This is a genomic window from Devosia beringensis, assembly GCF_014926585.1.
Classification (GTDB): domain Bacteria; phylum Pseudomonadota; class Alphaproteobacteria; order Rhizobiales; family Devosiaceae; genus Devosia; species Devosia beringensis.
The window spans coordinates 3,235,592-3,261,998 of sequence record NZ_CP045422.1 but is presented as its reverse complement, the minus strand read 5'-3'; the positions used below and the strand labels follow the sequence as shown (position 1 = coordinate 3,261,998).

33 protein-coding genes and 1 tRNA gene are annotated in these 26,407 nt (G+C 64.0%); 13 read left to right on the top strand and 21 right to left on the bottom strand.

The window, feature by feature from the left end; genetic code table 11:
• The first annotated feature begins 112 nt into the window (after positions 1-112).
• Positions 113-679, top strand: a complete 567-nt coding sequence (locus GDR53_RS15925; protein WP_193335434.1) for a hypothetical protein — start codon at positions 113-115, stop codon at positions 677-679.
• A gap of 141 nt (positions 680-820) precedes the next feature.
• Positions 821-1,453 (top strand): transglutaminase-like cysteine peptidase, encoded by a 633-nt coding sequence (locus tag GDR53_RS15920; protein ID WP_232846646.1) that lies wholly within the window; start codon positions 821-823, stop codon positions 1,451-1,453.
• A 140-nt stretch (positions 1,454-1,593) separates the two neighbouring features.
• Here the strand turns inward: GDR53_RS15920 and GDR53_RS15915 are convergent, their stop codons facing one another.
• The gene (locus GDR53_RS15915; RefSeq protein ID WP_193335433.1) at positions 1,594-1,911 is read right to left on the bottom strand and encodes a DUF6949 family protein; all 318 of its coding nucleotides are present in this window, start codon (positions 1,909-1,911) and stop codon (positions 1,594-1,596) included.
• A 117-nt stretch (positions 1,912-2,028) separates the two neighbouring features.
• Between GDR53_RS15915 and GDR53_RS15910 the strand changes: the two genes are divergently transcribed.
• A complete protein-coding gene (locus GDR53_RS15910; protein WP_193335432.1) occupies positions 2,029-2,703 on the top strand; it encodes a hypothetical protein in 675 nt (224 codons plus the stop codon).
• 3 nt (positions 2,704-2,706) lie between these two features.
• Here GDR53_RS15910 and GDR53_RS15905 read toward each other — a convergent pair whose 3' ends face one another.
• From GDR53_RS15905 to GDR53_RS15895, 3 genes are all read right to left on the bottom strand, one after another.
• Positions 2,707-2,922: a DUF3126 family protein gene (locus tag GDR53_RS15905; protein ID WP_193335431.1), complete on the bottom strand. Its 216-nt coding sequence runs from the start codon at positions 2,920-2,922 to the stop codon at positions 2,707-2,709.
• A gap of 113 nt (positions 2,923-3,035) precedes the next feature.
• Entirely contained in the window at positions 3,036-3,875 is an 840-nt protein-coding gene (gene cysE, locus GDR53_RS15900) for a serine O-acetyltransferase (RefSeq protein ID WP_193335430.1), read from the bottom strand.
• A 79-nt stretch (positions 3,876-3,954) separates the two neighbouring features.
• Positions 3,955-4,725 (bottom strand): alpha/beta fold hydrolase, encoded by a 771-nt coding sequence (locus GDR53_RS15895; protein WP_193335429.1) that lies wholly within the window; start codon positions 4,723-4,725, stop codon positions 3,955-3,957.
• A gap of 154 nt (positions 4,726-4,879) precedes the next feature.
• On the opposite strand from GDR53_RS15895, the gene GDR53_RS15890 reads away from it, so the two are divergent.
• The 4 genes from GDR53_RS15890 to GDR53_RS15875 all read left to right on the top strand — a co-directional run bounded on the left by GDR53_RS15890 (position 4,880) and on the right by GDR53_RS15875 (position 8,301).
• Complete coding sequence (locus tag GDR53_RS15890; protein ID WP_193335428.1) at positions 4,880-5,125, top strand: zinc-finger domain-containing protein; 246 nt, start codon at positions 4,880-4,882, stop codon at positions 5,123-5,125.
• 16 nt (positions 5,126-5,141) lie between these two features.
• Positions 5,142-6,374, top strand: a complete 1,233-nt coding sequence (locus tag GDR53_RS15885; protein WP_193335427.1) for an FAD-dependent monooxygenase — start codon at positions 5,142-5,144, stop codon at positions 6,372-6,374.
• A 123-nt stretch (positions 6,375-6,497) separates the two neighbouring features.
• On the top strand, positions 6,498-7,841 hold the full coding sequence (locus GDR53_RS15880; protein ID WP_193335426.1) for a TCR/Tet family MFS transporter: 1,344 nt from the start codon (positions 6,498-6,500) through the stop codon (positions 7,839-7,841).
• Complete coding sequence (locus GDR53_RS15875; protein ID WP_193338127.1) at positions 7,819-8,301, top strand: GNAT family N-acetyltransferase; 483 nt, start codon at positions 7,819-7,821, stop codon at positions 8,299-8,301. The genes GDR53_RS15880 and GDR53_RS15875 overlap by 23 nt, the downstream gene beginning before the upstream one ends.
• Here the strand turns inward: GDR53_RS15875 and GDR53_RS15870 are convergent.
• Both GDR53_RS15870 and gndA read right to left on the bottom strand, forming a co-directional pair.
• Positions 8,277-9,587 carry a chloride channel protein gene (locus GDR53_RS15870; RefSeq protein ID WP_193335425.1) on the bottom strand — a complete coding sequence of 437 codons (1,311 nt, stop codon included), beginning with the start codon at positions 9,585-9,587 and terminating at the stop codon, positions 8,277-8,279. The genes GDR53_RS15875 and GDR53_RS15870 overlap by 25 nt on opposite strands.
• A gap of 71 nt (positions 9,588-9,658) precedes the next feature.
• Positions 9,659-11,077 carry an NADP-dependent phosphogluconate dehydrogenase gene (gene gndA / locus GDR53_RS15865; protein WP_193335424.1) on the bottom strand — a complete coding sequence of 473 codons (1,419 nt, stop codon included), beginning with the start codon at positions 11,075-11,077 and terminating at the stop codon, positions 9,659-9,661.
• A gap of 195 nt (positions 11,078-11,272) precedes the next feature.
• On the opposite strand from gndA, the gene GDR53_RS15860 reads away from it, so the two are divergent.
• Both GDR53_RS15860 and GDR53_RS15855 read left to right on the top strand, forming a co-directional pair.
• Positions 11,273-12,037, top strand: a complete 765-nt coding sequence (locus GDR53_RS15860; RefSeq protein ID WP_193335423.1) for an SDR family oxidoreductase — start codon at positions 11,273-11,275, stop codon at positions 12,035-12,037.
• A 3-nt stretch (positions 12,038-12,040) separates the two neighbouring features.
• On the top strand, positions 12,041-12,583 hold the full coding sequence (locus GDR53_RS15855) for a gluconokinase (RefSeq protein WP_193335422.1): 543 nt from the start codon (positions 12,041-12,043) through the stop codon (positions 12,581-12,583).
• Here the strand turns inward: GDR53_RS15855 and GDR53_RS15850 are convergent.
• From GDR53_RS15850 to GDR53_RS15815, 8 genes are all read right to left on the bottom strand, one after another.
• Positions 12,567-13,142 carry a hypothetical protein gene (locus GDR53_RS15850; RefSeq protein ID WP_193335421.1) on the bottom strand — a complete coding sequence of 192 codons (576 nt, stop codon included), beginning with the start codon at positions 13,140-13,142 and terminating at the stop codon, positions 12,567-12,569. The genes GDR53_RS15855 and GDR53_RS15850 overlap by 17 nt on opposite strands.
• A gap of 138 nt (positions 13,143-13,280) precedes the next feature.
• Positions 13,281-13,661: a DUF1622 domain-containing protein gene (locus GDR53_RS15845; RefSeq protein ID WP_193335420.1), complete on the bottom strand. Its 381-nt coding sequence runs from the start codon at positions 13,659-13,661 to the stop codon at positions 13,281-13,283.
• 74 nt (positions 13,662-13,735) lie between these two features.
• Positions 13,736-14,638 (bottom strand): DMT family transporter, encoded by a 903-nt coding sequence (locus GDR53_RS15840; protein ID WP_193335419.1) that lies wholly within the window; start codon positions 14,636-14,638, stop codon positions 13,736-13,738.
• 102 nt (positions 14,639-14,740) lie between these two features.
• Positions 14,741-15,496 (bottom strand): SDR family NAD(P)-dependent oxidoreductase, encoded by a 756-nt coding sequence (locus GDR53_RS15835; protein WP_193335418.1) that lies wholly within the window; start codon positions 15,494-15,496, stop codon positions 14,741-14,743.
• A 131-nt stretch (positions 15,497-15,627) separates the two neighbouring features.
• Positions 15,628-16,107, bottom strand: a complete 480-nt coding sequence (locus GDR53_RS15830) for a CYTH domain-containing protein (RefSeq protein ID WP_193335417.1) — start codon at positions 16,105-16,107, stop codon at positions 15,628-15,630.
• A 2-nt stretch (positions 16,108-16,109) separates the two neighbouring features.
• Positions 16,110-17,000, bottom strand: coding sequence for a CHAD domain-containing protein (locus GDR53_RS15825; RefSeq protein WP_193335416.1), 891 nt, complete (start codon positions 16,998-17,000; stop codon positions 16,110-16,112).
• Between the two features lie 2 nt (positions 17,001-17,002).
• Positions 17,003-17,539, bottom strand: a complete 537-nt coding sequence (locus GDR53_RS15820) for a methylated-DNA--[protein]-cysteine S-methyltransferase (RefSeq protein ID WP_193335415.1) — start codon at positions 17,537-17,539, stop codon at positions 17,003-17,005.
• Between the two features lie 138 nt (positions 17,540-17,677).
• On the bottom strand, positions 17,678-17,860 hold the full coding sequence (locus tag GDR53_RS15815; protein WP_193335414.1) for a CsbD family protein: 183 nt from the start codon (positions 17,858-17,860) through the stop codon (positions 17,678-17,680).
• Between the two features lie 172 nt (positions 17,861-18,032).
• On the opposite strand from GDR53_RS15815, the gene GDR53_RS15810 reads away from it, so the two are divergent.
• Positions 18,033-18,692, top strand: a complete 660-nt coding sequence (locus tag GDR53_RS15810; RefSeq protein ID WP_232846837.1) for an RluA family pseudouridine synthase — start codon at positions 18,033-18,035, stop codon at positions 18,690-18,692.
• Here the strand turns inward: GDR53_RS15810 and GDR53_RS15805 are convergent.
• Together GDR53_RS15805 and GDR53_RS15800 are read right to left on the bottom strand one after the other, a co-directional pair.
• On the bottom strand, positions 18,689-18,973 hold the full coding sequence (locus GDR53_RS15805) for an ASCH domain-containing protein (RefSeq protein WP_193335412.1): 285 nt from the start codon (positions 18,971-18,973) through the stop codon (positions 18,689-18,691). The genes GDR53_RS15810 and GDR53_RS15805 overlap by 4 nt on opposite strands.
• Positions 18,973-19,350: a RidA family protein gene (locus tag GDR53_RS15800; protein ID WP_193335411.1), complete on the bottom strand. Its 378-nt coding sequence runs from the start codon at positions 19,348-19,350 to the stop codon at positions 18,973-18,975. The genes GDR53_RS15805 and GDR53_RS15800 overlap by 1 nt, the downstream gene beginning before the upstream one ends.
• Positions 19,351-19,541: 191 nt before the next feature.
• On the opposite strand from GDR53_RS15800, the gene GDR53_RS15795 reads away from it, so the two are divergent.
• A complete protein-coding gene (locus GDR53_RS15795; protein ID WP_193335410.1) occupies positions 19,542-19,877 on the top strand; it encodes a hypothetical protein in 336 nt (111 codons plus the stop codon).
• A 55-nt stretch (positions 19,878-19,932) separates the two neighbouring features.
• Here GDR53_RS15795 and GDR53_RS15790 read toward each other — a convergent pair.
• The 3 genes from GDR53_RS15790 to GDR53_RS15780 form a co-directional block, all read right to left on the bottom strand.
• Positions 19,933-20,017, bottom strand: a tRNA-Leu gene (locus GDR53_RS15790).
• A 61-nt stretch (positions 20,018-20,078) separates the two neighbouring features.
• A complete protein-coding gene (gene gpt / locus GDR53_RS15785; RefSeq protein WP_193335409.1) occupies positions 20,079-20,576 on the bottom strand; it encodes a xanthine phosphoribosyltransferase in 498 nt (165 codons plus the stop codon).
• An 80-nt stretch (positions 20,577-20,656) separates the two neighbouring features.
• Complete coding sequence (locus GDR53_RS15780) at positions 20,657-21,427, bottom strand: competence/damage-inducible protein A (RefSeq protein ID WP_193335408.1); 771 nt, start codon at positions 21,425-21,427, stop codon at positions 20,657-20,659.
• A 126-nt stretch (positions 21,428-21,553) separates the two neighbouring features.
• Here GDR53_RS15780 and map point away from each other — a divergent pair, with 126 nt between their 5' ends.
• A complete protein-coding gene (gene map, locus GDR53_RS15775; RefSeq protein WP_193338126.1) occupies positions 21,554-22,387 on the top strand; it encodes a type I methionyl aminopeptidase in 834 nt (277 codons plus the stop codon).
• Between the two features lie 740 nt (positions 22,388-23,127).
• Positions 23,128-24,153 carry a hypothetical protein gene (locus GDR53_RS15770; RefSeq protein ID WP_193335407.1) on the top strand — a complete coding sequence of 342 codons (1,026 nt, stop codon included), beginning with the start codon at positions 23,128-23,130 and terminating at the stop codon, positions 24,151-24,153.
• Positions 24,154-24,200: 47 nt separating this feature from the next.
• Here GDR53_RS15770 and GDR53_RS15765 read toward each other — a convergent pair whose 3' ends face one another.
• Entirely contained in the window at positions 24,201-25,457 is a 1,257-nt protein-coding gene (locus GDR53_RS15765; RefSeq protein WP_193335406.1) for a GNAT family N-acetyltransferase, read from the bottom strand.
• Between the two features lie 88 nt (positions 25,458-25,545).
• Positions 25,546-26,280 (bottom strand): cytochrome c biogenesis CcdA family protein, encoded by a 735-nt coding sequence (locus GDR53_RS15760; RefSeq protein WP_193335405.1) that lies wholly within the window; start codon positions 26,278-26,280, stop codon positions 25,546-25,548.
• Between the last annotated feature and the right edge of the window lie 127 nt (positions 26,281-26,407).

Here is a 26,407-nt window from a genome sequence, read left to right as displayed (position 1 = left end):
GAGACATGGGAACGGGTTTTCCCCAAACACGATGCGACGCTAAATATCCGGGGCCTGAGATTTGACCCTTTAAAGTCTTCTGAGCTGCAGCGCGACTGATGACACTGACGCCATGCCGCTGTTCCGCCGCCAGGAATACCATTACAACAGTTCCATGACACTCAGCCTGCGCTCGATTCTGCCGCTCCTCGTGACCTTGGGCTGCCTCTTTCTCGCTCTTGCCCAACCTGCCCGTGCTGATGGTCGGGCCGACTGGCAAGGCTATTCCTGGCAAAAGTTCGGCATTGCCAAGTGCCTGTCCACCGGCGCTGCACTCATATGCCCCGCCTATCACCAGAAGTGGGACTGGAAACGCAACCAGTGGGTGGATATCGCCATCTCCATCGATGGGGCAACCGGACGGCTCGACCTCAGCCAGCAATTGACCAATCGCGATCCGCATGACGACGACGACGTGTGCGTCACGATGCTGATCCTCGACCAAGCGGGGCGCACCATCCTCGCCCACCATCAGAACTGGCACTCGCGCCATCGCACCGTGATGCAGGACAATTTTGTCCTACGCTCCCCCAATCTCGCAGCCGCCGCCTCTGTTCACATCGGCTCCAAGCAGTGCCGGCAAGGCAGCCATCAGGACGATGCGGTCTATGCGGCGGTGCTCGTCGGAATCGTACCCTGAGCCGGCCCGACTAAGTGCTTGGTCGGCATGGTTAACTGGCCCATAAGGCAATCGATAAAACACGTATAAAAACTACACGGCAGTTTTCGGATCAGGGCAAGCCGCCCTCTCTAACGTGGTCTCCATCAGGGAGATCGCGCAATGCACATCAATACTCGGGGACTGGGAGCCGCACTGCTGGGGGCCTTCATGGCACTCGCAGCACTGGTCACACCCACCCAGGCCTTCGACACGACTAACGTTGCCTTTGTCCAGACCAATGCCGGCACGACGAGCATACCGGTCGGGCATGCCGTGTTCTGCCAGAGCCGCCCCGACGAATGCCGGTCGCACGACCAGGTCGTCCCGGCCATCTCGCTCAATGACGCGCTGTGGCAGCAATTGCTGTCGGTCAACGCGCAGGTCAACGGCGCCGTGGTGCCGGTGACCGACCACGACCTGTACCAGACCACCGAATTCTGGACCTATCCCAACGGCTATGGCGATTGCGAAGACTATGCCCTGGCCAAGCGCCGCGACCTGATCAATGCCGGCTGGCCCGCCAGCACCTTGCTGATGGCCGTGGTCAAGCAGGCCAATGGCGAGGGTCACGCCGTGCTCATGGTGCGCACCGACCGCGGCGACCTCGTGCTCGACAACCAGATCGGCTCGGTCGATCTGTGGAATGCCACACCCTACCAATTCATCAAGCGCCAGTCCCAGGCCAATGCCGGCCAGTGGGTCGACATGATCGACAACCGCGAAGTGGTCACTGCCACCGCCGGGATCAACTAGCGCCTATACCGGTTCCGGACCCCGCCCCAAGACTATCCCTGATGGGGGTCTGATGAATGAGGCCAGCACCGCTCACGCGATGCTGGCCTCATTACGTTCGGTACGTCGAAGCCGCCCGGTGACGTCCGGCAGCAGGCAATCTAGTAGCGCAGGGCGACAAAGGCCCCCATGAAGATAAGACCGGTGATGAACGCCCAGCCAAAGGCAACCACGGCCGACACCATGGCGGACGTCATGGAAATCGTGCCGCCCTTTTCCTGGCGCCAGCCGAGCTGCAGCATGATGTAGGGGCCGCAGACAAAGCTCATGGCCAGATTGCCCATCGAGCCCAGGAAGTTCTTGCCGTCATAGCGCAGCATGGCCTGCTGGTTGCCCAGCCATTGATAAAGATGGGTCCCTGCCCCCGAGATGCAGAGCCCCACGGCGATCAAGTACAGTGGTAGCAATTCCTTGAACATGCCGTCCGCCCCATCATTCGGCGCAATGTGCCGAGCGCCAAAATTAACCCTTCATTAAGCATATTGACTGCCCAATCAGCTGTCACCTCCCCTCACTGAATCTGGTTAACGCACGCAATGAAATCGCAACCCGCCCCGGCGGCCGGGGGCACTGCCCATCATGGCCTGGCCTACAACATGGCCGGCATCGCGGTTCTCGTGCTGCTGCTGGCGGTGGGAGCTGCCTATCTGGTCGATGAACTCAGCCGTGTATCGCGCGCCGCCACCCCGGCCCTGACCGATGGCGATCCAGTCACCCAGACCATTTCGGGGCGCGAACTGGCCATTCCCACCAGCTGGTTCCGCTTTGGCGAGCAGATTCGCGACGGTTTTACCGATCAGATCGACCTGCGCCTGATGCTGACCACCGCCGATGGCGCTGTGCTGCCTGTTGATGTGACGCTGCTGCCCCGCAGCCGCGCCCGCACCAGCGCCAGCCTTCTCGACGGGGTCTATCTGCACCAGTTCAGCACCGAGACCCTGGGCGGCGTCGCCGGCCTCGTGGGCAAGCCGATGCTGCAGCGCAACGGCTATATCGGCGAGAGCGTCTGGTATGACGCGCTGTCACCCAATCCGTTCGTGGCCAAATGTCTGGATGCTGTGGAAGCGGGGGGAGCCGGCCAGTGCGTGCGCACCGTCTATCTGCCCAGCGGCATTGCCGCCATTTATGCCTTTGACGCCACGGTTCTGCAATCGTGGCGCCAGTTTGATGCCGGCATGGAGCTCTGGCTCACACGCATCGGCGCCTATTGAGGCCTAGAGATCTTCCAGATCGATATCGAGGATCGACATGTTGAAGATGTAGGATTTGTCGCCATCCTCGTCATCGGCATGGATCAGCCCGATCGACTCATCGCCGATATAGACCTCGACCGAATCGTCGAGCTTGTGACGCGGGCGCACATCGATATTGGGATTGTTGAACTTCATCTGCAGGAACTTCTGCAGCTTGATGATCTCGGGTTGGTTCACTGTCGATGTCCTGCTGATTTGGGTAAGCCGGCAATCTAGCCACCACTGCCTGTCACACAACCCCTGTTGGGAGCCATTTTAGCGGTGACAACCAGTAGCCCGGCCTTGCGGCCCTAGCCGTTCATATCGTGCACGAGGACCATCTGGTCCATCACCAGCGCCGGCTGCGCACACCCGGCCTCGCCGATCACCTTGGCCGGCACGCCGGCAACGGTGACCCGTGGCGGCACTTCCTTGAGCACCACCGATCCGGCGCCGACCCGCGAGCAATCGCCGATCTTGATATTGCCCAATACCTTGGCGCCGGCGCCGATCAGTACGCCATTGCCGATCTTGGGATGCCGGTCCTGGTCCGATTTGCCCGTGCCGCCCAGGGTCACCCCCTGCAGCAGCGAGACATTATCGCCCACCACGGCGGTCTCCCCGATCACCAGCCCGGTACCATGGTCGAGCATGATGCCCTTGCCGATCACCACGGCCGGGTTGATATCGACCTGGAAGACCTGGCTGGAGCGGCTTTGCAGATAAAGCGCAAAGTCACGGCGACCGGCCTTGAACAGGGCATGGGCAAAGCGATGCGTCTGGATCGCCTGGTAGCCCTTGAAGAACAGCAGCGGCTCGACGGCGCGGTGGCACGCCGGGTCGCGTTCCAGCGTCGCAGCCAGGTCGACCCGTGCATTGATGCCGATTTCGGGCGCCTGCACCAGGATATCGGCAAAGGCCTGCCGGATCAGGTCGGAGGAGACGTCGGCATGGTCCAGCCGTGCCGCCAGCCGATGCGCCAGCGCCTGCTCGAAAGTGTCATGGTTGAGCACCGACGAAATGGCCATATTGGCCAGCGACGGCTCGGCCTCGACGATCTGTTGCGCGCCCGCCCGTACGGCCGCCCATACCGGATCCACCGATGTGATCTCCGCCGTGGTCTTTGACGCTGTCTTGGCGTTGGTGGGCATGGCGCGGCTCCGCTTCATCGTGGTCTAGCGATATAGGCTATTTTGTACCCCAAGACAAAGCGCCGGCATGCGATTTGGTTCACGAATGGCTGTTCGCGGGAAAAGTCCTGCCCAGAAAGGCCAGTCCCGCCGCCTTGAAAGCCTTGTCGCCGGTGGCGCGCATATGGTCACGCTTTGGGATTACATAGGCCTCGCCCTGCGGCAGCAGTTCAGCCAGCGGCTCGGGTGCCCCCGCCATGCTGTCGGCCTCGCCTACGGCCACCAGCGCGGGCACATTGATGCGCCGCACATCGGCCCGCGCCATCGGCTCGCGCGAGGTTTCCATGCAGGCCGCCAGCGCCTCGCGATCCGATTTGGTATGGTCGGCAAAGATGCGGAACTGCCGCGCCGTCGGATGCGTCAGCCCCTCCAGCGCCGGCGCCCGCAGCCCGGCAATGATGTCATTGCCGTCGCTGAGCCCGTTGATCAGGTTCATCCCCATGCCACCCAGAATCAGGCAGGCAACGCGCTCTTCATGGCCGAACGCCATGAAGGCCGCGATCCGCGCGCCCATCGAATAGCCCAGCACGGCAGCCCTTTCGATCCCTAGGTGATCGAGCAGCGCCACCGCATCCCCAGCCATGTCCTGCGGATGGTAGCGCTCCGGGTCATGCGGCTTGTCCGAGGCGCCATGCCCGCGATTGTCCAGCGTGATGGCCTGGTAACCGGCGCCGACCAGCGTCTCCACCCAGCCCACATCGACCCAGTTGACCTGCCCGCTCGAGGCAAAGCCGTGAATGCACAGCACAGCCGGCCCCGCACCGGCAAGTTCGTAGCTCAGGGTCAGGCCGTCGGATAGAAAAGTGGGCATGTCTCTCACCAGATGCTGGAGGCGCGCGCTCAAAGGCCCAGTTCGCGGCTTTGGCGCGTGAAATCAAGTGCCGATTGGTTTGCGCAAGCCTTCCCTTGCCTTCGGCCTTGGACTAAGGTCCGGCCAAATCAATCACCGCTCCGGGTTCTTTGCGATGGCACACGGCACTACGCCTCATTTCCACAATACCGAAGGTCTCCGCCAGATCGAGATCGGGTCCAAGGAATTCCAGTGCATCGGTGCCCTGCCGCCCTTTGACCACCCGCACATCTATCTCGACATGGGCAAGGACAGCGAAATCGTCTGCCCCTATTGCTCGACTCATTACGTGTTCAATTCCCGCCTGGAAGCTGGCACCTCCAGCCCCCTTTCGGCCATCTACCGGGCCGAAGCAGCCTGAAATCGAGCTGACTGACATGCCGGGTACCGGCCAGGTCTATTTTGTCGCCGGCGCCGGCATTGCCGGCCTCACCCTGGCCTTGGCTTTGGCCAAGTTCGGCGCCACCGTGGTGGTGCTCGAACGCCATCCCGTCATCTCCGAATTTGGCGCCGGCCTGCAGATCAGCCCCAATGCCCGCCACGTGCTCGACCAGCTGGGCCTCGACGACGCCATTGCCGCCCGCAGCCTCGAGCCGACCGGCATCGACATCTACCCCTTTGGCCGCCCCACCCCTTTGGTGACGCTGAAGCTGGGCCAGCCGATGCGCGAGCGGTTCGGCGCGCCCTATGTGGTCATGCACCGCGCCGACCTGGTCGACGCGCTCTACAAGGCCACAAGGCGCTTCGCCAATATCGATATTCTGTTCGGCGTGCGCAGCTGGGACGTGGTCTCGCACGCCAATGGCGTGACCGTATCCATCGACGAGGCCGGCGGCCAAACGCGCACCAGCCGCGGCCGCGCCTTCATCGGCGCCGACGGCGTCCATTCCCATACCCGCCGCACCCTGCTGGACGGCCCCCCGGCCCAGGACGGCAGGCGCATCGCCTGGCGCACCCTGCTGCCCGCCGATTCGCTGGCCGGCCAGATCGCCCTCGATCGCGTCTCGGTGCTGTTCGCCCCCACCTACCACATGGTGTGCTACCCCTTGCCGCACCGCGGCCAGGTCAATATCGCGCTTTTTGCCAAGCCGGTTCCCGGCATCGCGGGCAAGGCACAGCCACTGCGGCAGGGTACGCCCGACAGCCCCCGCATCGGCGCCATCCTGCAGGCTGCGGGTGATGGCTGGACCCCCTGGCCCCTGTTCACGGTGCAGGCGGCTGAATGGCACAGGGGCAATATCGGCCTGATTGGCGATGCCGCCCATGCCATGGTGCCCTTCCAAGCCCAGGGCGCCGCCATGGGCATCGAGGACGCCGCCGTGCTGGCGCCACTGCTGATCAACACGCCCCGCGCCGAGGATGCCTTGGCCCTCTATCAGCAGGCGCGTCAGGCCCGCGTGGCTCGCGTTGCCCGCACCAGCGCGACCAATGGCAGGATTTTCCACATGAGCTGGCCGCTCACTTTGGCGCGGGATCTGGCTATCACTGCCCAGGGCGGCGAGGGTCATATGCGCCGGCTCGATTGGCTTTATGGTTATGCTGCGCATACCCAATTGGCGCGGAATCTGGCTGACAGGACCTCGCCGCAAGCCCTTGGCCGGACTCGCTGATTGCCGATTTCGGCGCCGGGCACGCAACCTTCCCCTGCCCTTCGGCCTTGCTTTGGGCGTATCGCCTGTGTCAACTGCGCGACACGTCCGTCCCCCTTCAGAACCCACGGTTAAGCCCCGAGCATGCAAGCAGCGACCCGCTCACGACTGACTCTCACCTGCATCCTGGTGACGATCCTGCTTGATATGATCGGTGTCGGTATCATCATCCCCGTGCTGCCTGAACTGCTCGAGGATCTGACCGGCGGCAGCGTGGCCAATGCGGCGGTGATCGGCGGCTATCTCGTTTTCACCTATGCCTTCATGCAGTTCGTCTTCTCGCCGGTACTGGGCAATCTGTCCGACCGCTTCGGTCGCCGTCCGGTCCTGCTGGCCTCCTTGCTGGGCCTGACCTTTGACTACCTGATGATGGCGATCGCCCCCTTCGTCTGGTACCTCTTCATCGGCCGCATCATTGCCGGCATTGCGGGCGCAGCCCTGGCCACGGCAACCGCCTATATGGCCGATATCACCCCGCCCCATAAACGCACCCATCGCTTCGGCCTGATCGGCGCCGCCTTCGGTCTGGGCTTCATCATCGGCCCAGTGATTGGCGGCGAACTCGGCGAATTCGGCCCGCGCGTGCCCTTCTATGCCGCCGCCGCCCTCGCCTTTGCCAATTTCCTTTTTGGCCTCCTGGTGCTGCCCGAAAGCCTGCCCAAGGCCTCGCGGCGCAAATTCGACATTCGCCGCGCCAACCCCTTTGGCGCCGTCGTTGCCCTGCGCAAATATCCCGCCGTCCTCTGGCTGCTCGTGGTGCTGTTTTTCCTGCAATTGGCCACGCAGGCGCTCCCCACCATCTTCAGTTACTTCACCGTGGAAGTGTTCAGCTTCACCTCCTCCTCGATTGGTCGCACCCTGGGCGCCTTCGGCATCGGCTTCGCCTTCAGCCAGGCCGTCCTGGCCGCGCCTTTGTCCAAGGGCATCGGCGAGCCGGCGGTCGGCATTGTCGGCCTGCTTTTCGCCGCGACCGCCTTTGCCGGCATTGCCTTTTCGGCCGATGTCTACCAGCTCTACCTGTTCATCGCCGTCGGCACCGTGAGCGGGCTGGCCCCGCCCGCCATCAACGGCGTGCTGTCGCGCCAGGTGCCGGACAATAGCCAGGGCGAACTGCAGGGCGCAGTCAACGCGGCCAGTTCGCTGGCGACCATCATCGGCCCGCTCGGCGCCACGCAGATCTTCTCCTACTATACCAGCGCCCCGGAAACCGGACACTACTTCCCCGGCGCCCCGTTCATCGCCTGCGCCATTGCCGTGCTAATTTCGCTGGTCGTCTTCGGCCTGGCCGCCTGGCGATTTGAGCTGAGCTATCGCCCCAGCCTGGCAGACCACCCCCATGTGCCCGAGATGCCGGCACCGGGCCAGGTTCGGGTAGCCCCCATCGAAGACGAAGATGAAGATCGCGATGCAAATCCGCCCCGCTACTGACGCCGACTGGCCCCAACTCTGGGCGATCATGGAACCCATCATGCGGGCGGGCGAAACCTTCTCCCTGCCGCGCGACGGCACCGAGGACATGGCCCGCGCCTATTTCGCCTCGCCGGAAAAGCGCAACTTTGTCGCCGAAGAAGACGGTGCCATCCTGGGCGCCAGCTATGTGCGTGCCAATCAGCTCGGCGGCGGCAGCCATATCGCCAATTGCGGCTACATGACCGCCCCGGCGGCCCGCGGTCGCGGCATCGCCCGCGCTCTCTGCCAGCATTCGATCGACTACTGCCGGGCCCAGGGCTTCCGCGGCATCCAGTTCAACTTCGTGGTCTCCACCAACGAACCCGCCGTCCATCTCTGGCAGAAGCTTGGCTTTTCCATCGTCGGTACCCTGCCCGAAGCGTTCAACCACCCCAGCCTCGGCTATGTCGACAGCTATGTGATGTTCCGCGCGCTCTGAGCCTTGTGCAGGATCTGATGGGCCAGGGCATGATAAATGCCCTCCTTGCAGATTCCCTTGGACACGAACGACGCAATCACCGCACACAGCATCACCGGAAAGATCAGCGCGTGATTGCCGGTCATTTCCGTGACGATGACAAAGGCGGTGATCGGCGCCTGCAGCACTGCCGCCAGATAGGCAGCCATGCACATGATAGCCAGCGCGCCGATGGGAAGGCCCAATACGTCCTGCAGCAGCGTGGCTATTCCTGCCCCCACCGATAGCGACGGTGAGAAAATGCCGCCCGGAATGCCGCTGATGGCGGTGACCATGGTGGCGATCAGCTTGAGCGGCCCGAACAATCCGGTAACTTGTTCGCCCGCCAGAATCGCCTTGGCCTGCTCGGCACTGGTGCCAAAGGCCACGCCGTCCGTCAGCACGCCGCACACGGCCACGATCATCCCGCATGTCGCCGCAAACAGCACTGGATGCTGCTTGATCAGGCGTCCCGCCTTGCCCGGCAGACCAAAGGCAAAGGCAATCACGACACGACTGAACCCGCCGCCGGCCAGTCCACACACCACGCCCACCACGGGTATGGCGAACCATTGCGCCCCAAGGGCCAGCGTCTGATTGGAGCGCCCGAAATAGGTGTAGTCCCCCAGGATTGCCAGCGAGGTTAGGCCCGCCACGATCACCGTTCCCAGCACCAGTCCGCTGGTCCGCAGTTCGAACGAGCGGCTCATTTCCTCTATGCCGAACACGATCCCGGCCAGCGGCGCATTGAACGCTGCTGATACGCCGGCGGCCGCGCCGGCCAGCAGTAGGCCCGGCTGCCGGTGCGGCGCAAACCGGCCCAGAAAGAACATTACCGAGGCGCCGATCTGCACGGTGGGCCCCTCGCGCCCTGCCGAAGCGCCAAACAGTAAACCCGCTGTCAGCAGGAACATCTTGGCCACCGCCAGCTTCGGCGACACCAGTTGCTGCTTGGCGGCCATATCAGTCATCTGCCGAGCCGCGATCACCTGCGGGATGCCGCTCCCCTGTGCGCCATCGAAATGGCGCTTGGTGACCCAGGCCAGGATCGCAAATCCTGTCGGGGTTACCAGCAGCGGCAGATAGGGCCATTGCTGCTGCGCCAAGAAGAACAGGCGCTGCGCTTCATCGGCCATGAAGGCCATGGCCACCGCCGCCAGCCCCACGAAGATGCCACCGATGACAAACAGACCCCGGCGACGCCACCGCGGCAGCCAGATTCGACGCCAACGAAGGCTCAGCGCCTGTTTGAAACTGCGGGTAGCCATGGTCATTCCAGTAGAAATGCAAAAGGGGCGCCGATCCTGCGATTGGCGCCCCCGTTAAATCATCACCAGGCCTACTTGCCCAGCGTCGATGGCCAGGTGCCATGCAGGTCGGTGCTGCGGCCGACGATCTCGAAGCCATGCGCGCCGAAGAAGTCGCGCTGACCCTGGATCAGGTTGGCCGTGCCGCGCGCCTGGCGATAGCTGTCGAAATAGCTCAGCGCCGCCGATAGGCAGATCATCGGGAATTCACCGACGGCAGCCGCAGCAACGACCTTCCGCAGCGACGGATGCGCATCCTGCATCAGCGCCACGAAGTCCGGCACCACCAGCAGATTGACATTGCCGCCCTTGGCATAGGCTTCCGACATCTGGTCGAGGAAGCGCGAGCGGATGATGCAGCCGGCGCGCCAGATCTTGGCGATCGTGGCCAGCGGCAGCGCCCAGCCATTTTCTTCGCTGGCCTTGGCGATAACCGCAAAGCCCTGGGCATAGGACACGATCTTGCCGGCCAGCAAAGCCTGCTCGAGGTCGGCCAGCGTCACATCGGTCTTGGCGCGGTTCGGCTTGCCATAGAGCGCTTCGGCCGCCACGCGCTCATCCTTGCGCGACGAGATCGAGCGGGCCGCCACGGCGCCCTCGATGGCCGTCGCCGGCACGCCCATCTGCTGGGCCGCAATGGCCGACCAGACGCCGGTGCCCTTCTGGCCTGCCTTGTCCAGAATCAGCTCGACCAGCGGCTTGCCGCTCTCGCCGTCGACTGCGGCCAGCACATGGCCGGTAATCTCGATCAGGTAGGAGTTGAGCGGACCCTTGTTCCATTCCTTGAACACGTCGGCGCATTCGCCCGCGGTCATGCCCAGGCCATCGCGCATCACGCCATAGACTTCGGCGATCATCTGCATGTCGCCATATTCGATGCCATTGTGGATGGTCTTGACGAAGTGGCCGGCGCCGCCCTCACCCAGATAGGCGCAGCAGCTCTCGCCATTGAACTTGGCGGCAATCGCCGTCAGCACGGGCTCGGCATTGTGCCACTGCTCCTTGGAGCCGCCCACCATGATCGAGGGACCGTGGCGCGCGCCCTCTTCGCCGCCCGATACGCCGACGCCGAGATAGCCAATGCCCTTGGGCTTGAGATAGTCAAAGCGCCGCTGCGTGTCGGTAAACAGGGAATTGCCGCATTCGATGATCGCGTCGCCCTTATCGAGCAGCGGCAGCAGCTGCTCGATCATCTCGTCGACCGGCTTGCCGGCCTTGACCATGATGATGATCGAGCGCGGCGCCTTGATGGCCTGGATGAAGTCGGTCAGATCCGCCTTGGGGATCACCTTGCCGTCGAGACCCTGTTCCTTGGCCGTGACCACGAAGTCGTCGATCTTGGACGCCGTGCGGTTGTGGACAGCAATGGTGTAGCCTTTTTCGGCGATGTTGAGGGCCAGATTGGAGCCCATCACAGCAAGGCCGATCAGGCCGATATCCGCTGTCGACATACTAGCAGTCCTTCCGAGAATTTCGCATAAGATGCGCGCAACGCCTGCCGCGCGGCGGCGAACCTGACCACAATACGCCGCCTGAAGAAAGCCGTCTTCAAGCAAAATTGGGCCAAAATCACTGTCTTGTATGGTAGTTTTTCTTGCTAAGGCAGGCAAGCCTTCCCGCTTTGCCCTCTATCCGGAGACCCCCTGATGTCCTCTCCCTTCGATCTGACGGGCAAGCGCGCCCTGGTCACCGGCTCCAGCCGGGGTCTCGGCCTCGCCATGGCCAAGGCGCTGGCCGAGGCGGGTGCTGCTATCGTCCTCAATGCCCGCGACGCCGTGGCACTTGGCGCCGCTGCCCAGGACCTCGCCGCCACCGGCGCCAGCGTCAAGGCCGTGGCCTTCGATGTCACCAATCGGGAAAGCACCAACGAGGCCATCTCCCATATCGAAGACGAAATCGGCCCCATCGATATCCTGGTCAACAATGCGGGCATGCAGTTCCGCTCGAGCCTTGAGGCCTTTCCGCCCGACAAGTTCGACCAGCTGATCACCACCAACCTGACCTCGGTCTTCAATGTCAGCCAGCCCGTGTCGCGGTACATGATCGCCCGCGGCCATGGCCGCATCATCAATACCTGCTCGGTGATGTCGGGCGTTTCACGCGCGGCCATCGCCCCCTACGCCGCCTCCAAGGCCGCCGTGGCTAATCTGACGCGCGGCATGGCCGTCGACTGGGCGCGCCACGGCCTCAACGTCAACGGCATTGCGCCGGGTTATTTCGCCACCGAACTGAATGAGGCCCTGGTCAAGGACGCCAAGTTCAATGACTGGGTCGAAACCCGCACCCCCATGGGCCGCTGGGGCAAGCCGGAAGAACTCGGCGGCGCCGTGGTCTTCCTGGCCTCGGACGCATCGGCCTTCGTCAACGGCCACATCCTCTATGTCGATGGCGCCTTCACGGCGACGGTGTGAGCCATGAGCACCACCCCCGCGCGCATCATCATCGTCATGGGCGTCAGCTCATCGGGCAAGTCCACCGTCGGCGCGGCGCTCGGCCGGGCTTTGCACGCGCCCTTCCTTGATGGCGACCAGTATCACCCCCCCGCCAATGTCGAAAAAATGCGCGCCGGCACCCCGCTGACCGATGACGATCGCTGGCCCTGGCTGCATGCTCTATCGGCCGCGCTGCAGGAAGCCGCTGAGAAAAAGGGCGTCGCCGTCGGCGCCTGCTCCGCCCTCAAGCGCGCCTATCGCGATTTCATCACGCAAAAGGCCGGCGAGCCGGTCCTCTTCGTCTATCTCGACGGCAGCCGCGAGGTGATCGCCGAGCGCATGGCCAGGCGCAGCCACGAATACATGCCCACCAGCCTGCTCGACAGCCAGTTCGCCACGCTCGAAGTCCCCGACCCGGCCAGCGAGAACGTCCTCGTGGTCCCGGTCACCGACAGCGTCGACAAGATCGTGCGCACCGCCGTCGGCGCCCTGGGGCACCTCAAGAGTTTCAAGCGCTGGCAGTAGCCCGGCTCAGCCAGGCCTCGCCCCGTCGCGACAGCTTGTAGCCCACGGCAAGGCTTTCCGTCAGGCCGAGCGACTTGAGCCGGCGGACATTGCCCTTGAACTTGGTCTTGTCCCGCTCCAGCACTTCGGCCAGCTCCTGGGCCGGCGCGCCGGGCCGCTCCCCGATCAGTTCCAGCGTAGCCCGCACCCAAGGCGTCGCCCCGTCCATCCGTTCGATCGTCTGGGTCAGTTCAGCTGCATCCGCCTCGGACAGCGCACTGGCTTCGCGCAAGGCGGCGCGCGGATCGGCCCCCACATAGCGCAGGCGAATCCGATGCAGCGTGCCCGTGCGGTTGCCCAGCATGGCGTCGAGTGCCGCCCGGTCGGCAAATCCCGCCCGCTTGAGATCCTGCTCGGTCACCCCGTTCAACGCCACAGCCTCCACGGCCTCGATGGCCAGCACGCCGGCCGCTGTTGTCAGCGTGCCGCCCGCCTTGACGCTGGGCCGCACCCAGCGGCGAAACGCCGTGTCCACCCGCCCCGCCTTGATGGCCTCGAAATCGGCTGCATTGATCAGCATAGTCTCTCTCCTGCTCGCGCCACGCGCGCCGGCTGTTCGATAATAGGGCCCAGGTGATCCAGGTATAGTCAAATGCGGCCAGCGTCGAGGCCGCGCCCCTCCGGGGCACCGCATGCGCATCAGGCCCGGGCAATCGCATCACTTGGTGCTTTGCCGCTCCCGGACTTCCGTCGGGGGCTGCTGCCAGGGCCAGCGACCGGAGACCTCGACCTCCAGCGACAGACTCAGAAACGTCCTGATGATGACGATGCCGGCCAGTACCGCCAGGCTTTCAAGACTGGGCTCAAGCGCCACGGTGGCGATGATATCGGCGGCCACCAGAAATTCGAGGCCGAGCAGTATCCCGCGGCCGATATCGGCCCGATAGCGCCGAAAGCCGGGCGCGTCGGCCTGCCCCGTTACGGCAAGCACCGCAAACCGCAGCGTGCCGAATACCAGCCCGCCGACAATAATGGCGATGCCGCACCATTCGATCGTCCTGGTGATAAGATGTAGCAGCTCTGGCGGCAGGATATCCATGGCGTTGTTTTCCCCTTTGCAGGGCAACGCGTCGGCGCCGCTATTGATCCAAACTGCGGGCCCTCCCAGCGTCCCTAAGAAACCGCCACCAGCTTGGCGCTGAACCGCCCCTGCCCATAGGCCACCAGGGCCGCCGCCAACACCACCACCAGCGCGCCTGCCACCGACCAGGCGTCGAGCGCCACGCCCAGCAGCGTCACGTCGAACAGGAACGCCCAGACAATGCCGCTATACTCATAGGCGGCCAGCAGCGACACCGGCGCCCGGGCTACCGCCTCCATCATCAGTACATGCCCCATGCCGCCGAGCAGCCCCGCGCCGATCAGCAGCGCAAAGGCCCTGCCGTCGAGCTCGGCCCAGCCAAAAGCCATCGTCGCCAGGCCCACCACGCTGCAGATAACCGCAAAGGACAGCGCGATGCTGGCCGGCGGATCGGTGCGCGTCAGATCTTTCACCTGTACCCGCGACAACGCATTGGTCGCTGCCATGGCCAGCCCGGCCGCTACTCCGATCAGCGTGCCATCGCGTACGCTGTCGCCAACCAGGGACGGATAGACCATCAACACGATGCCCAGGAAACCAAGCACCACGCCGACAAAGATCACCGCGCCCGGGCGCTCGCGCAGCAGCGCCATGGCCGCCACGATCGACAGCATCGGCGCCAGATAGCTCAGCGCCGTCGCCATGCCGACCGACAGATAGGCCAGCGAAATGAACGAGAAAAACATCACCGCGCAGCCCAGCAGCCCGCGGATCAGGTGCTTGTGCGGCACCTTTGTGCGCAGGGACAGGCCCAGCTGGCCGCGCAGCGCCACATAGCTCACGATCGGCAGCAGCGCTACAAAGCTGCGCCAGAACACCAATTGCCCCACCGGCGCCACCTTGGCGGCTTCGTGGATGGCTGCGGACATGCCGGCCATCACCATCAGGGAAAATGTCGCGAGCCACAGGGCAGCGCTGGAATTGGCTTTGGTCATGACTCGGGCTTTGTGCTGTACGCCCCTCTATCCATGCCAACCGGGCACGAGGCAACAAAAAAGGCGGGCCCGAAGACCCGCCTTGTTGCTTTGATCCGCCGCTTACTGCGCGGCGTAGCCGCCATCCACCAGGTGATAGCTGCCGGTGATGAACGAGGCATCGTCCGACAGCAGGAACAGCGTCAGCGCTGCAACCTCATCGGCTGTGCCCAGCCGACCCATGGGATGCAGACCGCGCAGCCCCTTGATGGCCTCGCTGTCCATATTGTCGCCCAGCAGCGGCGTCTCGATGAAGCCGGGTCCAACCGCGTTCACGCGGATGCCCTGCTTGGCATAGTCGATGGCCGTCGCCTTGGTCAGCCCGACCACGCCATGCTTGGACGACACATAGGCCGGCGCGCTGGCAAAGCCATTGGTGCCCAGGATCGACGCCATGTTGACGATGGCGCCCCCGCCGCTGGCCAGCAGGGCCGGGATCTCATACTTGGTCGAATAGAACACGCTGTTGAGGTCGATCTCGACCACGTTGCGCCACTCCTCCAGCGTATAGTCGGCCGTCGGCTTGGCTACGCCGCCAATGCCGGCATTGTTCACCGCCAGGTGCAGACCACCATAGGTGTCCACGGCGAATTGGATCGCCTTCTCCACCTGCTCGGGCTGACCGACGTCAACCGCCACCGCCGTGGCAAGGCCGCCGGCGGCGACAATCTCATCGACCAGCTTCTGCGCCGGCTCCAGCTTGAGATCGGCCACAACCACCTTGGCGCCGCGGGCCGCCAGTTGGCGCGCCACGGCCGCACCGATGCCGGAAGCACCGCCGGTCACGAAAGCCACTTTGCCGGTAAAATCCTGGGACATCATATTCTCCTTTTCAGCCCCTCACATGGGAACGAAAGCGAAGAATTTCAATGGGATAGGCGGGTATTCTGACTCTGAACACACCGTTCATCACGCCGTGAACGACGTCTCCTCCGCCTGCCGGCAGCGCCTCAGGCGGGCCCGGGCGCGGGGATCGCGTCACTGCGCGACAGGCTGGCATTGTAATAGCGGTCGTCATCGGTCACTTCCGTCCCGACCCAGTCGGGTAGGACGACGACCTGGTTTTCATCGTCGAGTTCCACCTCGGCAATGATGAGTCCTTCATGCCGCCCCTCGAACACGTCGATCTCCCACAGCAGCCCCCCGAACGGCACCAGGTGGCGGCGCTTTTCCAGCACATGCGGCTCGGCCATGGCCAGCATTTCCAGCGCATCGCTGATCGGGATGTCGTACTCATACTCGGCCCGGACCATGCCCCGGGACGCGCCCTTCAGCGTCAGCCGGGCCTTCTGGTCGTCCCATGTCCGCACCCGCACGGTCGCCTTGGCATTGGATGACAGATAGCCTTGTCGCAACAGCGAGCTGGACGTGACCAGAGGCTTCCATCCATCCGACACCACGAGGAACTTGCGCTCAATCTCTTCTGCCACGTCTAGGCCTTCCCTGGCAGCAAGTGCCAATAATGCTCGAAGCGATCGCGCAGCGCGACGGGTTTTTCGGCCGCCAATTGCCGCCCCAGTGTCAGGGCGCCAGCCGTCAGCACATCCTGCCGCGCCGCAATGGCCTGGCGAACCCCTTTTATATCGTCCTGCCCCGCCAGCAGGTCGTCGAGCACCGCAAGGTTGTGGTGGTCGCCAAGCATTTCGCCCAACCGGTCAAGTGACTCCTTGCGCGGCCGCAGCAGATCGGGTGCCGCTGCCTGCAACAGGCTGACATGGTGCCAGTGATATTTGGTGTGCTTGCGCCAGTCATGCAGCACGGCCGCTGTCGGCTCGGCCTCGGCCCGCCGCAATTCGTCGCGCATCGCCCGATAGCTGTCTTGCAGTCCATCGCCGATCTGCGCGAAGCCCTGCCCCGATAGCGACCAGCGCCTGGCGCGTTTCCCTGCCGCCTCGAACAGCGCGACGAATGGCGCGAGCAAGGCGGCCCTGTCGCCTTCCGTCTGCTTCTGGTCAACCCGGCCAGCAAGCCATTGCGCCAGTACCGCGCCCCGGTCCGGATCGAACCGCCCACCGCCATCCCGCTGGCCCTCGGCCGCCAGCAGATCGGCAAAGGTTTCCACCATCACCGCTGCGTCCCGCGTGCCAGAGAGGCATCGCGCGGCATCGCGGAAACACTGGTCCTCCCGCTTTGCCAGCTTGAAATGCGGCTCGATCAGCCGCATCAGCCCCCGCAGCCGCTTGCAGCGCCGCCGCAGTCCATGCACCACCTTGTCCAGGTCGTCGTCGCCGCGGCACGCGGCCAGCGCCTCCGCGATCTGCTCGACGGCGATCGCCCGAACCTGCGCCTGAATACCGGCGTGATGGGTGAAGCCAAATCCCATGCTCAAAACCCGAAGGCCATCTGGCCGGCCGGCGCACCTACCGACACGCCCTCCAGCGCCAGCATGCGCACTTTGGACCCCGCGCCGCCGGGCGCCGAAAACCCGCCCGGCTTGCCAGTGCTGGCCAGAACCCGATGACAGGGCACGAGCAGTGGCACAGGATTGGCGCCCATCGCCTGCCCCACGGCCCGCGCCAGCGTCCTGTCGCCCAGGGCCTGCGCCAGTTCGCCATAGCTGGTGGTCTGCCCCCAGCCGAATGCCAGCAAAGCCTGATAGGCCCGGCGGTGAAATTCCGGCACACCCGCCAGGTCGACATCGGCGGCACTGAACGCCACGCGCTCGCCCGCGGCATAATCCTCGATCCGCTCGATTACCGCTTCAACGCGCCGGTTCGGCACGCCGGGCACGGCGCCATCGCGATTGATCCGCGCGGCCAGCGCGTCCCGATCCAGTCCCGGCAATTGCACGCGGGCGACCCCGGCATCGGTCCAGCCGATCCCAAACAAGCCCAGCGCGGTATCAAAGATCTTCGTCTCCATCGCCCGACCATATGGATGTCGCTTGTCACATTCCACTGGAATTACTGCACAATCAGGCTCCTGCGACACGCGCATGACCGACGCCGGCACGCAAAGAAGCCGCCCCAAGGGGCGGCTTTCTGATTGCCGGAGAGCAATTTACTTCTTGAGCGCGTCGCGGGCGTCGTCTTTGACTTCGCCGACCTTGGACTGAACCTTGCCCTCGACCTTGTCAAGCTTGCCTTCGGCCTGGAGCTTTTCATTGCCGGTCAGACCGCCAACGGCATCCTTGACCGCACCCTTGGCCTGCTTGCCAGCGCCTTCGACTTCATCCTTGTGCATGGTCGTCTCCTGTGAATGTTCTACAGACACAACGGGCTGGCGCCCTGGTCGTTCCCCACACATGTCTGTGATCCAGGCGCCCGCCACCCGCCGTCCTGGCTTGCCAGGCGCCGCTGGTGCGGCATTTGCCCAAACCCCGGCGCTTCTGCTACAGGGCGCCATGCTCGGACCCATGCCAACATTGACCAATTATTTCCCCCCGCTTGAGCCCTATCTCAACGTTCTGCACCAGGACGACGACATCGTCGTATTCGACAAGCAGAGCGGGTTGCTCAGCGTGCCCGGCAAGGATCCGTCACTGTGGGATTGCCTCGAACACCGGGCCCGCCAGACCTGGCCGACCGCCGGCATGTGCCACCGCCTCGACAAGGACACGTCGGGCGTTCTGGTCATGGCGCTCAACAAGCGCGCCCATGGCCGCATCGGCAGCCAGTTCGAGCATCGCCAGACCACCAAATCCTATATCGCCCGCGTCGCCGGGGTCATGCAGGAGGATTCCGGCCTCGTCGATCTGCCGCTGGCCACCGACTGGCTCAACAAGCCGCGCCAGCGCGTCGACTTCGACAATGGCCGGGCCTCGCAGACCGAATGGACGGTCATCGAGCGCGAAGCCAATGCCACCCGCGTTCGCCTGCACCCGCTGACCGGGCGCACCCACCAGCTCAGGGTCCACATGAAGGCTATCGGCCATGTGATTCTGGGTGATGTGTTTTATGCCGACGCCGACGCCCTCGCAGCCGCCGACCGCCTGCAGCTGCACGCTGCCGAACTCGGCTTCACCCACCCCACCACCGGCATCTTCATGACCTTCGTGGCGCCGACGCCGTTCTAGGCGTCGCCGAGATACCCGACCTCGATGCGCTGGAACAGATGCCCCGGCTTCATCGTGTCGAGCCACTTGCGGAAGGCGGTTACGTCGGCAAACCCGGCGCGCTGCGCCTCGGCCGCGGTGACATCTTCGGGTGCCATGTCGGTGATCGCCTTGATGGCGAGCAGCCCGACTTTGGTCTTGAGCGTGCCCCCGGCCTTGACCGTCGGTCGGCTCCAGCGGCGGAAGATCAGGTCAACCTTCCCGGCCTTGATCTGTTCGAGCAGTTCAGCCTTGAGCAGCATCAGCCCACCACCGCCGTGGCCAGCATCTCCACCTTCAGCCCCGCGGCCAGCAGTTCTTTGACCACCACCGTCGCCCGCACCGGATAGGGCTTCTGGAAGAACTCGGCATAGACCGTGTTCATCCCCTTGGCATCACTGCTGTCGATCAGGAACACCTGTACCTGCACGATATTGGCCAGCGTGCCGCCGGCGGCCCGCACCGCGATATCGAGGTTCTGCAGGGTCCGCCTGGTCTGCTCTTCGATGCCGCCTGCTACGATCGCGCCGCTCTGCGGATCCTCGGCAATGGCCACCAGCCATACCTGCTGTCCGGCCTTGATGGCGTCGCTCACTGGCGACGCCGATGGCGCAATGCCCGTCTCGATCCGCTCGATCATCTTGTTCTATCCTTCTGCTGTCGGCCAAAATTTTTCCGGCGCCGCCACGACCCGCCCTGAGGTCGGTTCGTCCGGCGCCCGGCTCACCCGGTTCGGGGGTTTTTCCTGACTTGTTTCCGGACCCCGTCGGCACGACCATGTGTGTGAGCATTATCGCGCAAACCGTGGACGCGCAAACTCGTGGAACGCACATGAAGACCAAGACCCCCAGCCTCGCCGCGCTCATCACAGAATTCCGCAACCAGGTGGCCAATTACGAGATCCTGATGCGCGACGGCTCCGACGGCGTGGAATCGGTGCGCAATTCCTATGGTCCTGCCCTTGAGGCCCTGCAGAGCCCGCCGCCCGCCCGCACTGCCCGTGACACGGCCGCTGCGCTGCTCTATCTGCTCGATTTCGGCAACCTGACGCCGTCTGACGAAGCCATCCTGCGCGCCGCCATTTCCGGCCTGGCCCCGACGGCCGGCCTCAAGCTGGCCCCCATGCCCCTGCCCGACTACCAGCAGGACAGCCTGGTCGGTCGCTGACTGACCGAACCCTGCCTGACGCTGCCTGAGCGGCCACGCCGCTCGGCCATTGTCTTGGTGCGGGCGACGGGAATCGAACCCGTACGCCTAGCGGCGAGGGCTTTTAAGGCCCTTGTGTCTACCAGTTTCACCACGCCCGCATTGTCTCGCCACCCGGCCCGGAGGAGCGCCTGCGCCCACCCCTGGTGCGGGCCCGGCAGCCTAGTCCGTGCCGCCGCTGATCGGGGCGACATAGGCCACGTCCAGATCCCACGGAAAGAAGATCCAGGTATCCTGGCTGACTTCCGTGATGAAGGTATCCACCATCTCGCGGCCCTTGGGCTTGGCATAGACGGTCGCAAAATGCGCGCCCGGCAGCATGTCGCGCACCACGCGCGCCGTCGAGCCGGTATCGACCAGGTCGTCCACGATCAGCACCTTGGCGCCGGTCTTGGCCAGGTCGAGCACCGACGGGCTGATTTCCTTGAGCACCTTGATGCCACCCTTGTTCTGGTGGTCATAGCTCTTGACCGCCACGGTCTCGACCGTGCGGATATTGAGCTCGCGCGCCACGATGGCCGCCGGCACGAGGCCGCCGCGGGCAATCGCCACCACGGCATCGAATGGCCCCAGGGCCGCTAGGCGCCAGGCCAAAGCGCGGCTGTCGCGGTGGAACTGGTCCCACGTTACCGGGAACGACTTCTGGTTCGGATCGGTCAAATCATCTCTCCTGCCCCGACGCCGGGCGCCCGGTTTAATCTGGAAGGCCGTTGTGTAGCAAAGCGCAGGCGTCGCGCCAATCAGTCTTCTTCCGGTGCGGCAACGCCAGCCTTGGCATGAGCTGCCGCCACCATGGCCCGCACCTTGCCGGCCGCTTCTTCCAGCCGCGCCGCATCGGTCGAGCGCAGCACCAGCTCGGTCATGATGCGGTCATGCCCCATCTGCGGATAGCTGCCCATCTTCACGTCGGGATATTCTTCCTGCAGCGCGCCCAGCGGGCCGCCCACCGTGCCCTCGCCCACCGCCGCCTTGACGGTGACCGACAGCACCTTCTTGCCGCCCTTGAGCGTGGGCACCAGGGCTTCGAGCATGGCCCGCATGATCACTGGCACGCCGGCCATCACATGCACATTGCCGATGCGGAAACCGGGCGCAGCGCTCACCGAATTGACGATCAGGTCGGCCCCTTCGGGGATCCGCGCCATGCGCAGCCGCGCCTCGTTGACCTCGGTGCCGGTCTGCCGCCAGCGCGATTCGAGCATTTCGCGCGCCTGGGCATTGATCGGCAGCGCCACCCCGAACGCCTTGGCCACGGCGTCGGCGGTGATGTCATCATGCGTCGGGCCGATGCCGCCGGTGGTGAACACATAGGTATAGCGGGCCCGCAGGGCGTTGATCGCGTCCACGATCTCGTCGGTCTCGTCGCTGACCACGCGCACTTCCTTGAGCTCGATGCCCAGGTCGGTGCAGAAATCCGCTGTCGCGCCGATATTGACGTCCTTGGTCCGCCCCGAGAGAATTTCGTCGCCAATGACCAGAAGGCCGGCGGTTACGCTGTCTGCGCTGGGCATGATATGTCCTGACTCTGAAGGGCTTCAGCAATGCCCCTGCACGATTGCGCCGTCAAGCGAGCGTGTTGGCCTTCCCATTGCGCGCCGCAGCGACTATTTTCGCTGCAGCAACCGGAGTTCTTGATGATTACCTTTGTCGACGCACCTGCCAAAGCCCGCCGCACGCCCGGCGTCATTCCGCTGCATGGCGCGGAAGGCTTTGCCGGCATGCGCAACGCCGGTGCGCTGACGGCCCAGGCACTCGATATCCTCAGCGAATATGTCGAGCCGGGCGTCCCCACCTCGACCATCGACAAGGTCGCCTATGAATTTGCCCGTGACAACGGCGCCGTCCCGGCGACCATCTTCTACAAGGGCTATCGCCACGCGCTCTGCACCTCGATCAATCACGTGGTCTGCCACGGCATTCCCGACGAGCGGGCTTTGCGCGAGGGCGACATCGTCAATATCGATCTGACCCTGGTCGTCGATGGCTGGCACGGCGATTCCAGCCGCATGTATCCGGTGGGCGAAATTTCCCGCAAGGCCGAGCGCTTGATCGAAATCACCTATGCCGGCCTCGAGGCCGGCCTGGCCGCCGCCATCCCCGGCAACACGACCGGCGATATCGGCCATGCCATCCAGTCGCTGGCCGAGGCGGAGCGCATGAGCGTGGTGCGCGACTTTGTCGGCCATGGCCTGGGCAAGCTGTTCCACGACGAGCCCAATATCCTCCATTTCGGCCGGCCGGGCACCGGCGTGCCGCTCAAGCCCGGCATGATCTTCACCATCGAGCCCATGATCAATCTGGGCCGACCCGACGTGAAGATCCTCTCAGATGGTTGGACTGCCGTCACCCGCGACCGCACGCTGTCTGCCCAGTGCGAGCATTCCATCGGCATTACCGAAACCGGCAACGAGGTCTTCACCCTCTCACCCGCCGGCCTGTTCAACCCCCTGGCCATCCGGGCCGCTGGATGAGCGCATGGCCCGACGAATTCGCCGCGGCCTGATCGAGCTCCCCGCATCTTCACCGGTCGGTCACCGACGGTGAGTGCAAGACCGTTGAAATCGGGAGCAGCGGTAACGTTCGAACGGCACGAAGTGCTTCAACTTTCAATTCTCTCGGCGCGTCCGCAGCGTTACAAAGGCGCGCCCAGATACAGTCGAATGACTGAGAGCAGCAATCAATGCACAGCTCAAAATCATGCGAGCGGTATTGTCGCTTTGACCGTCATCGCATCGACGCTGACCACCGTATCAAGCCTCCTGATCGACTGCTGCAGGAACCGGTTTCCTTAAGAGCATTAACTGGTCAAGCATCCCCTCTTCAACAGGAAGAACCGACTGATCGCCGCCGCACTTCAACGGCGTGACAGGGTGGACCAATCGCGTTCTATGCGCGGAATGGACGGCAGCGGGCTCGTCATAGGGCACCGCCACCATGCATAGCTTCATCCCAATCAAGCTCTTTCCCACAAGCCGATAGAGTATTGGTTGATTGCCCCAGCGATACTGGGGCTTCTGAAACGCACGTATTTGGTGGCCGAGATTTCTGCGTATGGCGCAGCTTAAGCTCGCAGCTGCGATAGCAAGTCTGGAGAGCAGCTTGCGGATAATGGGCCCCTGCCTGCCTCTCACGGCACGTCGGATTGAGGGATACTTTTGCTGCTTAGCCGGCTATGCTCGTCTCAACTGTAACATAGCCAGCTCGATAAAAAATGTATGAAAGCGCTTCTTACCCTGCATGCCTGCGTCGGCCAGATGCGGGCGGCTGGGTTCAGACGCGCGTCGCAAAAACGGAAGCCGCCTACCGCAAGCGCTATGTCGGGATGGCCAAAACCTGGTGCAAAAAGCATGGGCTGAATGTGGTCTCGGCGTTAGATCTCGCCGCCGATCTCGGTGGTTACGCCAACGGCTTGCGCAAAAGCTCGCTCAAACAATATCACGCTGCTTTCCGACAGCACTTGCGCGACCAGTGGGATGATGGTGCGATCGAGCTCGACATGATTGAGCGCATTGATGCGCTTCTGCGTGAGCAGATACCCATGCAAGTGTCGGAGGGTAGGACCAGACTTAGGACATCGGCTGGTCGCGCCAAGACAGTGAAGCCGGAGACCTTGAATTCTTTGGTTTTCGAACTGTTAAAACGCCCAACAGCGATCCGCCGTATTGCTGCAGCCCAGCTTAGATACGGTGTTGAACTGGCGACGCGCCCCAGCGAGTTCCTGACCCTCCGCCTAGATCCTTATGGCCGTCTCTGGATCACATCCGCAAAATATTCTGAGACGAATTCTAGAGGCTTGGTGCGGGTCAGAATGGTCATAAGTGATAATCTGTCAGCACTCGACGTTGCCGAGCTAAAGCGAATTGCCGAATTGCTATTGATCGAACGCGCCGCGGGCGCAACGTACCGCACACTGCTGAGCCGATGCCAACGCGCCATTCGTCTCGCCCGGCCAGCGGTCGGCGGCAATTCCCGCCAGATCACAGCATACTCGGTTCGACATCAGGCGCGCGCGAACATGATGGCCATGGGCATGACGGCTGAGCAAGTAGCGGTCGTCATGAACCATGCCAGCGCCATGACTGCTCAATCCCATTATGCGCCGTCGCGCTTGGCGTGGAAGGGGATGGTGGGTGCCAAACCGCCTCATGTCGACCCAGACCTCGTGGCGAGAGTTCGGCCAGGTAACAGCTCTCGGGGTTGGCCATCGCAGCAACCGCAACCGGGGCCGAGAGTGTGATGACGGAATGAGCTATCCGCCTCCCATAACTGTGCGGCCTTAAGCTGCTATAAGCTGTCGCTTGTCGACACCGGCCTTTCGGCCCCGCCACTGAGCCGGTCAAACAGCAGCCGGCTGGCGCGGAAAGCCGATTTGAGCTGCTTGTTGGCCTTGATCCGCGCCCTGGTCTTCTGGAAAGTCTGGTGCACCGCCACGATCAGCATGCCCTGCCAGGTCAGGCCGATATAATGCTGGCGCAGCGGCAGTTGCACATTGCACCAGTGCCGCTTCTCGTCGGTAAAGCCGCTGCCCATGTCAAAGACGGCAATGCCATGGTCGAACACGCACTGCATCACCCGCAACAGGCACTGCTTGCCCGGCGAGCCGTGCTGGATCGTCGGATCGTCGATCATCGACGAGATCAGGCAGAACATCCGGTTCCCATGCACGACATTGTAGCGCACCGCGACGATGGCGCCGTCGAGCCGCAATATATGCAGCCGCACATCGACGCCCGAACTCGGCCCCGCCAGCTGCTGGTAAAACCCGGTCAGGCAGTCCTGCACGAAGGTGTCGCGGATCCCCATCGCCTTGAACCGCGCCGATCGCTGGAGAAACATGGTGTCGATGGCCTGGCGCGTTTCGCCGCCATTGCCGATTTCTTCAAAGCTGACAGTGCCCATGGCATTGAGCCGATCGCCCTGCTGCCGGTCGTGCTTGCGCCGCGATTTGCTGCGCTGCAGCCTGTCGCATTCTGCCCAGCTTGCATATTCGGACCGGTAGAGCGTCTCGACGGCCAGCGATGTGCCCAGCTCGTCAAACAGGCCATCATGCCCGCCCACTCTGGCGGGAATGGAGCGCAGATAGATCACGTCGCCGCGCCCCAGCGCCGCCGTCATGGCCGCCCACAGGGCCCGGCGGCCGGCCGGTCCCAGCGCCGCCAGCCGGTCATGGTCGGCCACCGGGGCGTGGCAGCCCGCATGGGCGCCAGGAAACCAGGTCAGGACCTGCATGCCATAGACGCGCCGGCGGTGCAGCGGCAGCAGCGCCACGACGACGCCGTCGACCCGGCCGACGACATAGTGCTGGGCGCTCGGGGCAATGTCGCGCTGGGTGACCCAGGCGCGGATAAAATCAAAACTCTGACCCGGCGACTCGATCGTCTTGACCGTCAGCGCCCGCCAGATTTCTTCGACCTCGCCAATGCTGTGGCTCACGCTCACGCTGATGGCTTGCGACAGACTGGCAGCGGCCAGCATCGCGCCGGCCGGATCGGCCGGGAGCGGTGTCGACGGGTTCAGCGCTGGTGCAGCAGCTTCAGTCATGCCCACCACTGTGCCCCTGCCGGGTAAACCAGTGCTGAACCAGGCGCGGCGATGTCACGCTTCTGTGATCAGGGTTAAGGCAGGCTTACTAGCCGAAATTCGCCAGGGCCGGGAAGGTTTCGAGGAACCAGTATGACAGGCGGCTGAAATTGCCCGTCAGGAACAGCACGCCGGTGACTACCAGCAGGACGCCCATCACGCGCTCGACTGTGTGCAGGTGCCGCTTGAACCCCTGGAAAAACGCCAGGAACGGTCCCACCGCGATGCCCGCCAGAAAGAACGGCACGCCCAACCCCAGGGAATAAAGGCCCAGCAGCCCTGCGCCTTCCCAGGCCGTGCCCTTGCTGGCCGCCACCGACAGCACTGCCGCCAGCACCGGCCCGATGCACGGCGTCCAGCCAATGGCAAAGGCCAGGCCCAGCAGGAAGCCCCCCAGCGGCCCGCTGGCCACGCCCGGCCCCTGATGCCGCATCTGCCGGTCGAGCAGCCCGATCCGGTACACCCCGATGAAATGCAGCCCCATGGCGATGATCAGCACGCCGGCCAGCGGCGTCAGGATCGGCAGCGCCTGCCGGAACACCTGGCCAAACGCGGTCGCGGTCGCGCCCAGCGTGACGAACACCACGGTAAAGCCGAGAATGAAGAACAGCGAGGTAAAGGCCACGCGCCGCTGCAGCGCGCCAGCGGTCGTGCCTTCATCGCGCAGCTGGTCGAAGCTCGCCCCGCTCATATAGGTGAGATAGGGCGGCACCAGCGGCAGCACGCAGGGCGACAGGAAGCTCAGGACGCCCGCGCCGAACACCAATGGCAGAGAAAATTCCACGCGATCGCCGCTCCAGATTGCGCTGCTGTTCTACCCGCTCTCCGCACCAATGCAATCCACACGGTGTCGCATCGCCCCTTCGTGAAGCCCAGCCACCGTCCGGCCGGGCGCGGCCGCAAGGATTTAT

Excerpts from the sequence above, each read along its gene's own strand:
- GDR53_RS15800 (WP_193335411.1), bottom strand. The coding sequence starts at position 19,350 with ATGATCGAGCGGATCGAGACGGGCATTGCGCCATCGGCGTCGCCAGTG.
- GDR53_RS15780 (WP_193335408.1), bottom strand. The coding sequence starts at position 21,427 with ATGCCCAGCGCAGACAGCGTAACCGCCGGCCTTCTGGTCATTGGCGAC.
- GDR53_RS15765 (WP_193335406.1), bottom strand. The coding sequence starts at position 25,457 with ATGACTGAAGCTGCTGCACCAGCGCTGAACCCGTCGACACCGCTCCCG.
- cysE (WP_193335430.1), bottom strand. The coding sequence starts at position 3,875 with ATGCCCACCAACGCCAAGACAGCGTCAAAGACCACGGCGGAGATCACA.
- GDR53_RS15860 (WP_193335423.1), top strand. The coding sequence starts at position 11,273 with ATGTCCTCTCCCTTCGATCTGACGGGCAAGCGCGCCCTGGTCACCGGC.
- GDR53_RS15895 (WP_193335429.1), bottom strand. The coding sequence starts at position 4,725 with ATGCCCACTTTTCTATCCGACGGCCTGACCCTGAGCTACGAACTTGCC.
- GDR53_RS15810 (WP_232846837.1), top strand. The coding sequence starts at position 18,033 with ATGCCAACATTGACCAATTATTTCCCCCCGCTTGAGCCCTATCTCAAC.
- gndA (WP_193335424.1), bottom strand. The coding sequence starts at position 11,077 with ATGTCGACAGCGGATATCGGCCTGATCGGCCTTGCTGTGATGGGCTCC.
- GDR53_RS15890 (WP_193335428.1), top strand. The coding sequence starts at position 4,880 with ATGGCACACGGCACTACGCCTCATTTCCACAATACCGAAGGTCTCCGC.
- GDR53_RS15820 (WP_193335415.1), bottom strand. The coding sequence starts at position 17,539 with ATGGAGACGAAGATCTTTGATACCGCGCTGGGCTTGTTTGGGATCGGC.
- GDR53_RS15885 (WP_193335427.1), top strand. The coding sequence starts at position 5,142 with ATGCCGGGTACCGGCCAGGTCTATTTTGTCGCCGGCGCCGGCATTGCC.
- GDR53_RS15870 (WP_193335425.1), bottom strand. The coding sequence starts at position 9,587 with ATGGCTACCCGCAGTTTCAAACAGGCGCTGAGCCTTCGTTGGCGTCGA.
- GDR53_RS15795 (WP_193335410.1), top strand. The coding sequence starts at position 19,542 with ATGAAGACCAAGACCCCCAGCCTCGCCGCGCTCATCACAGAATTCCGC.
- GDR53_RS15855 (WP_193335422.1), top strand. The coding sequence starts at position 12,041 with ATGAGCACCACCCCCGCGCGCATCATCATCGTCATGGGCGTCAGCTCA.
- GDR53_RS15770 (WP_193335407.1), top strand. The coding sequence starts at position 23,128 with ATGTATGAAAGCGCTTCTTACCCTGCATGCCTGCGTCGGCCAGATGCG.
- GDR53_RS15840 (WP_193335419.1), bottom strand. The coding sequence starts at position 14,638 with ATGACCAAAGCCAATTCCAGCGCTGCCCTGTGGCTCGCGACATTTTCC.
- GDR53_RS15880 (WP_193335426.1), top strand. The coding sequence starts at position 6,498 with ATGCAAGCAGCGACCCGCTCACGACTGACTCTCACCTGCATCCTGGTG.
- GDR53_RS15875 (WP_193338127.1), top strand. The coding sequence starts at position 7,819 with ATGCAAATCCGCCCCGCTACTGACGCCGACTGGCCCCAACTCTGGGCG.
- GDR53_RS15845 (WP_193335420.1), bottom strand. The coding sequence starts at position 13,661 with ATGGATATCCTGCCGCCAGAGCTGCTACATCTTATCACCAGGACGATC.
- GDR53_RS15925 (WP_193335434.1), top strand. The coding sequence starts at position 113 with ATGCCGCTGTTCCGCCGCCAGGAATACCATTACAACAGTTCCATGACA.
- GDR53_RS15915 (WP_193335433.1), bottom strand. The coding sequence starts at position 1,911 with ATGTTCAAGGAATTGCTACCACTGTACTTGATCGCCGTGGGGCTCTGC.
- GDR53_RS15825 (WP_193335416.1), bottom strand. The coding sequence starts at position 17,000 with ATGGGATTTGGCTTCACCCATCACGCCGGTATTCAGGCGCAGGTTCGG.
- GDR53_RS15815 (WP_193335414.1), bottom strand. The coding sequence starts at position 17,860 with ATGCACAAGGATGAAGTCGAAGGCGCTGGCAAGCAGGCCAAGGGTGCG.
- GDR53_RS15850 (WP_193335421.1), bottom strand. The coding sequence starts at position 13,142 with ATGCTGATCAATGCAGCCGATTTCGAGGCCATCAAGGCGGGGCGGGTG.
- GDR53_RS15910 (WP_193335432.1), top strand. The coding sequence starts at position 2,029 with ATGAAATCGCAACCCGCCCCGGCGGCCGGGGGCACTGCCCATCATGGC.
- GDR53_RS15835 (WP_193335418.1), bottom strand. The coding sequence starts at position 15,496 with ATGTCCCAGGATTTTACCGGCAAAGTGGCTTTCGTGACCGGCGGTGCT.
- GDR53_RS15805 (WP_193335412.1), bottom strand. The coding sequence starts at position 18,973 with ATGCTGCTCAAGGCTGAACTGCTCGAACAGATCAAGGCCGGGAAGGTT.
- GDR53_RS15920 (WP_232846646.1), top strand. The coding sequence starts at position 821 with ATGCACATCAATACTCGGGGACTGGGAGCCGCACTGCTGGGGGCCTTC.